The 3,198-nt window shown below is 69.6% G+C and carries 4 protein-coding genes; all 4 read right to left on the bottom strand.

Annotated features, from left to right (window positions below):
- Positions 1 to 94: 94 nt before the first annotated feature.
- Positions 95 to 1,351 (bottom strand): cytochrome P450, encoded by a 1,257-nt coding sequence (locus DEIPI_RS0115995; RefSeq protein ID WP_045234499.1) that lies wholly within the window; start codon positions 1,349 to 1,351, stop codon positions 95 to 97.
- A gap of 9 nt (positions 1,352 to 1,360) precedes the next feature.
- The gene (locus DEIPI_RS0115990) at positions 1,361 to 2,236 is read right to left on the bottom strand and encodes a hypothetical protein (protein WP_027482435.1); all 876 of its coding nucleotides are present in this window, start codon (positions 2,234 to 2,236) and stop codon (positions 1,361 to 1,363) included.
- Positions 2,233 to 2,406, bottom strand: coding sequence for a hypothetical protein (locus DEIPI_RS37960; RefSeq protein ID WP_157463730.1), 174 nt, complete (start codon positions 2,404 to 2,406; stop codon positions 2,233 to 2,235). The genes DEIPI_RS0115990 and DEIPI_RS37960 overlap by 4 nt, the downstream gene beginning before the upstream one ends.
- A gap of 87 nt (positions 2,407 to 2,493) precedes the next feature.
- Positions 2,494 to 3,198: polyprenyl synthetase family protein (locus DEIPI_RS0115980; protein ID WP_027482434.1), on the bottom strand; the 705-nt coding region annotated here is incomplete at its 5' end.

Genomic DNA, 3,198 nt, shown 5'->3' with positions numbered 1-3,198 from the left:
GCTCGCCCGCGCGGGTGCTCGCGCTGCGCGCCCTCGGCCGTGAGGAGGAGGCCGCGCGGGAAGCGCGGGCGGGGGAACTCGGCGCGGGCGTCGTCTAGACCGACACGTCCAGCCTCGTGAGCCCCCGGATCACGAAGCCCTTCCCGAAGCGCGGCTCCTCCTCGGGCCGCGCGAGCCGCAGGTCCGGAAAGCGCCGCGCGAGGCCGTGCAGCGCCACTGCCAGCTCCAGCCGCGCCAGGGGCGCCCCGAGGCAGTAGTGGATGCCCAGCCCGAAGGTCAGGTGCGGCCCCTCGTCCCGGTCCAGCACGAGCTCGTCGGGGCGGGTGAAGCGGCGCGGGTCGCGGTTGCCCGACGCGTACAGCAGCGCCACCTCCGTGCCCCGCCGCAGCGTGACGCCGCCGATCTCCACGTCCTCGAGCACCCAGCGCTCGAACATCGGCAGGGGCGTGTCCAGGCGCAGCAGCTCCTCCACGGCACCCGCGAACAGCGCCGACGGCGCGTCCGGGTGACGCTGCGCGTCCTCCACCAGCCGCGCCCACGCCCCCGGCCGCGCGAGGAGCTGACGCACGCCGGACGTGGTGCCGTTCACGCTCGCCTCGTGCCCGGCGTTCAGCAGCAGAATGCAGGTGCCCACCAGCTCGTCCTCGGAGAGGCGGTCGCCCTCCTCCTCGACCGCCACGAGCGCCGACACGAGGTCGTCGCGCGGCTCCGCCCGACGGCGCGCGGCGAGGGCCCGCAGGTACGTGGAGAACTCCACCACCGCCGCGTCCGCCGCGCGCTGGTCCTCCTCCGAGAAGCCCAGCTCGTACAGCCGCACGATCGCCGCCGACCAGGGCCGCAGCAGATGCCGGGCGTCCTCCTCCACGCCGAGGAGCTCCGCGATGACCGTCACGGGCAGCGTCTCCGCGTAGTCCGACACCAGATCGAAGGTGCCGAGCCCCGCGAGCCCGTCGAGCTGCCGCGCCACGATCTCCACGACGCGTGAGCGCAGGTCCTCCACGCGGCGCGGCGTGAACGCCTTCGACACGAGCGAACGCAGCCGCGTGTGCCGTGGCGGCTCCGCGTCGAGCAGGTGGTGGTCCTGGAAGTGGTCGAAGTTCGCCTGACGCGGGTCCGGCGGGGGCCAGCCCAGCTCGTCGCGTGACAGGACGTGCAGGATGCTGCGGCCCAGCCTCCGGTCGCGCAGCAGCCGCGAGATGTCCTCGTAGCGCGTGAAGAACACCTTGTTCCACACCGGGTCGAGGAAGGCGGGCGTGGCCTCCCGCAGCTCCGCCAGACGCGGGTACGGGTCCAGGATGAACGCGCGGTCGTTGAGGTCGAGGTGCAGTTCGGGCAGGGCGGTGGGCGTCATGGGGACTCCTCAGTCGTCGAATGGATCGGCGGTGATGGACCGGTCGACGTCGGTTTCCTCCACGACGGCGGATGCATCGACCTCGACCTCTTCGACGGGAACGATGTTGACATACTGGACGTTCAGAGTCTTGGTCTCACCCATGCGTAGGATGAAGCGGTCGCCCACGATCTTGTAGTAGCGCTCGTCACCGAACGGGCTGTGAGGCTTGCCCTGCTCCCGGTCGTCGCTGAGCCTTCTGCGGTGGGCATTCTTGAGCTCCAGACGTTCCAGCCCGCCCTTCTCGTCCAAATGGTAGTCCCGGACGATCCCGCGGTAGAGGTACGCGCCGTCCTTCTGCTCGACGATCCCCGAGGCGAAGACGTCCACTTGGGCGAGGCGCCTCCCGACGCCCCTGCCAAACACCTCGAAGAGGGGACCCACTCTGAAACGGTTGGGACGTTGCGACAGCGTGTAGTACCAGTCGTTCCCGAAGCTCAGGAGGTTGATCCGTCTGTCAGCGCCCGTGGTCCGGACAAGGACGTGCAGGAGAATGCCCAGGAGGTACGCCCCGACGCTGGTGAGCAGGAAGTAGGCCGCGTACAGCCCCTGCTGCGCCGGAAGGTTCCTGATGATGGCCTTGAGGAGTTCCGCGTCCTTCCCGAACTGTCCTGTGAGGATGGGCAGGATCAGGTCGTATCTCACGTTGAGGCTGAACGCCCTGAGGACCGAGACCGCGACGGTATGTGTCAGCAGCGAGCCCACAACCAGCCAGCCCAGGTTGTCGGTGAGGTTAAACCCCCCGACCGGAGAGCGTTTGAACAGCCCTCGAAGGTAACCGACACGAAAAAGCCCGCCCGGCAGGAGGAGCAGGGCGAGCACGAGGGCAGAGAACGCGATGTTCACTTCTTCTTGGGCCTCACGAACTGCTTGGCCTCGCCGGTGAAGACGTAGTACTCACGGCCCTCGGGTGTCTTCACGCGTGCCACCTTGCTGTCGATGATGGCTTTGTGGACCGCCCGAGCAGCGCTGGGTCTATCCAGGATCCTCGACATGACTCTGCTGATGACACTCATGATCTGCCTCCTGAATTCAGGATAGCCGAACGGGCGACGAACCTTGTGCTCCTGTCCAGACGACTTACGTATCGCTCTGGCGTCAGCTCACTTCTCGCGGGTCGCGAGCTGTTCCATCAGGCCGAACAGGTGCCCGGCGGCCTGGGGATCGGGCGCGTCCGCGAGGGCCGCGCGCAGACCGCTCAGGCCGCGCGCCGCGTGATCGTGCGCCACGCGCATCGCGTCCTCCACCGCGCCGCTCTCCCGCATCCAGCCCAGCAGGCGCGCGATGGTGTCCGGGTCCTTGTCGGCGCGGGACTTCGCCATCTCCGCGAGGAACACCCCGCGCTGCTCCCCGGTGGCCCGTCCGAGCCAGCCCAGGGCGATGAGGGTCCGCTTGCCCTCCAGCAGGTCGCCCGCGATCTCCTTGCCGTACGCGGCGGCGTCCCCGACGAGGTTGAGCACGTCGTCGCGGATCTGGAAGGCCACGCCGAGGTCCAGCCCCGCCGCCTCGAACGCGTGGGGCGGCGTCACGCCCGTCGCGAGCGCCCCGAGCCGCAGGGGCGTCACGACCGTGTACCAGCCCGTCTTGAGCCGCACCATCTCCAGGTAATCGTCGGGGGTGAGGTCCCAGCGGCCGTGCTCCACCCACGCGAGGTCCACGTGCTGACCCTCGGCGGTGCGGTGGATCATCCGCAGCGTCTCCTCGAACGCGCCCGGCGTGTCCGCGCGCAGGACCGCCGCCCACATGTACGCGTGCAGCGCGTCCCCGGCGTTCACGGCGAGCGGCACGCCGTGCTCGCGGTGCAGGGC

The sequence above is a fragment of the Deinococcus pimensis DSM 21231 genome (genome assembly GCF_000519345.1).
GTDB lineage: Bacteria > Deinococcota > Deinococci > Deinococcales > Deinococcaceae > Deinococcus_A > Deinococcus_A pimensis.
This window is presented reverse-complemented; position numbering and strand designations above follow the sequence as displayed.